The sequence below is a fragment of the Streptomyces sp. T028 genome (genome assembly GCF_048159505.1).
Lineage (GTDB): Bacteria > Actinomycetota > Actinomycetes > Streptomycetales > Streptomycetaceae > Streptomyces.
In genome coordinates this window covers 1-2154 of record NZ_JBLRVZ010000126.1, presented here as the reverse complement: position 1 = coordinate 2154, position 2154 = coordinate 1, and the positions used below count along the sequence as shown (strand labels likewise).

The following is a 2154-nucleotide window of genomic DNA, read 5'->3' as shown; positions in this document are numbered from 1 at the left end:
CCGGAGTCCGCACCACCTGCGCCTCGAACAACTCCGGCAACGTCACCCCCGGCACCACCACACCCGTGTCGTTCCACTCCTCCACCACCCGCTCACGCACCACACCAGGCAGCACCCCGACCTCACACAACGACATCTCCGGCGCCCCCTCCAACGCCCCCACCAGGCCCTCGACCGCCACCTCCAGCAACCCGCACACCAACTCCGGATCCCCCGGAGCGACAGCGTCAGCACTCAGCCAGAACCCCGACCCGGTGTCATCGACGGACACCGTCACCGGATAGTTCGTCCGATCCTGGCTGAACAGAAACCGCATCCCGCGGTGTTCGTCCACGCCCTTGTTCCCGGCCGCTCCCTCGTGACCGGGCCTCCCGCCGTTCCGGCGAGGGCGGTCGCTGTGGCGGTAGTTGAGCAGGGACGTGAAGAGAGGGGCCTGCGGTGGGACGCCGCTGGCTTTCTGGGCGAGAGCCAGGGGTGCGTGTTCGTGCACCAGCAGGTCGGCCAGCTGCGAACGCATCGCCTTCACCGCTCCGACCGCGTCCAGGCCGGCGACGTCCACCCGTACCGGCAGGGTGTTCATGAACGGCCCCGGAACCCGCTCGGCGCCCGCCCCCGCGTTCATCCGGCCGAGGAGTACGGTCCCGAACACCACGTCCGTACGGCCGGACAGACTCGCCAGCACCCGCGCCCACGCCACATGGAACAACGTCGCCGGACTCACCCCCAGCCCACGCGCCCGCTCCCGCACCCGCCCCGCCAGGCCGTCCGGAAGGGTCACCCGCGCCCGCCGCACACCGGAACCGTCACCGTGGGTGTCCAGCAAGCCGAACGGCAGCGTCGGTTCTGTGACATCGCCGAGCAGGCCGGTGAAGTACTCCTCGTGCTTCTGACGGGGAACGCCCAGCCGGGCCTGGGCCACGAAGTCGCGGAACGGCAAGGGCGCCGGCAGCCTGTCACCACGCCCCGCCATGAACGCCGCGACCTCGCCCATCACCACTTCCAGCGCGGTGTGGTCCTGGAGCAGGTGATGCACCTGCACCAACGCCAACCACCGGCCGCTGCCCGGCTCCGCCGCCACGTGCACCCGCAGCAGCGGCGCCCGGCGCAGATCCATCCACGACCCGGCCACGTCCAGCAGGTGCGCGGCCGCTTCCTGCCCGCGCACGCCCTCCGGCAGCGTCACTTCCGTGACGGGTACGGCCGCACGGCGCCACACCACCTGCACCGGCTCGGGCAGCCCCTCCCACACCAACGCCGTGCGGTGAATGTCGTGCCGGTCCACCACCCGCTGCAACGCCGCCACGAACGCGTCCAACCGCTCGCGGCCGTCGAAGGCCAGCACCGTCGGCGTCAGATAGACGTCCGCCTCACCCGGCCTGACCAGCAGGTGGTGGAAGAAGATGCCCTCCTGCAACGGGGCCAGCGGATACACGTCCGCCACGTTCCCCGCGCCGCCTGTCACCGCCTCACAGATCAAGCCGATCTGCGAACGCGTGAGCTCCACCAACGACAGCATCTCCGGTTTGATCACCTGTGCGTCCTGGGGGATTCCGTTCGGCGGTGTCTCCACGTCCGCGACGGCTCCGGCCACGGCCAGGGCCGCCGGTGTCGGCGCCTCGAACAACGCCCGCACCGACACCCCGAACCCCTGCTCGCGCAGCCGCTGCAGCAACGACACCGCGAGCAGTGAGTGTCCGCCGAGTTCGAAGAAGTCGTCCTCGGCCCCGACCCTTTCCAGGCCCAGCACCTCGGCGAACGCCTGGCACATGATCTCCTCGGCCACCGTCGCCGGACCACGACTGCCACCAGCGGCCTCGTACGCGGGTTCGGGCAGGGCTGCCCGGTCCACCTTCCCGTTCAGCGTCAGCGGCAGCTCGTCCAGCACCACCACGGCGGACGGCACCATGTACTCAGGCAACCGCCGGCCCGCATACGCGCGCAGTTCCTCGCCCACCCCACTGTCACCGTCGGAAACGACATAGGCCACCAGTCGCCGGTCGCCGGGGGCGTCCTCACGCGCGACCACCACCGCCTGACCGACACCGGGATGCGCGGTCAAAACGGCCTCGATCTCCGCCGGCTCGATCCGATAACCACGAACCTTGACCTGATCATCGGCCCGCCCCACGAACACCAACTGGCCATCGGCCGACC

At 70.4% G+C, this 2154-nt stretch carries 1 protein-coding gene; it reads right to left on the bottom strand.

The genetic code is table 11. The features are described 5' to 3' along the window. Nucleotides 1-2059, bottom strand: a 2059-nt coding sequence (locus ACLZN2_RS50800; protein WP_416987068.1) for a condensation domain-containing protein, incomplete at its 3' end; no start/stop codon positions are given. Between the last annotated feature and the right edge of the window lie 95 nt (nucleotides 2060-2154).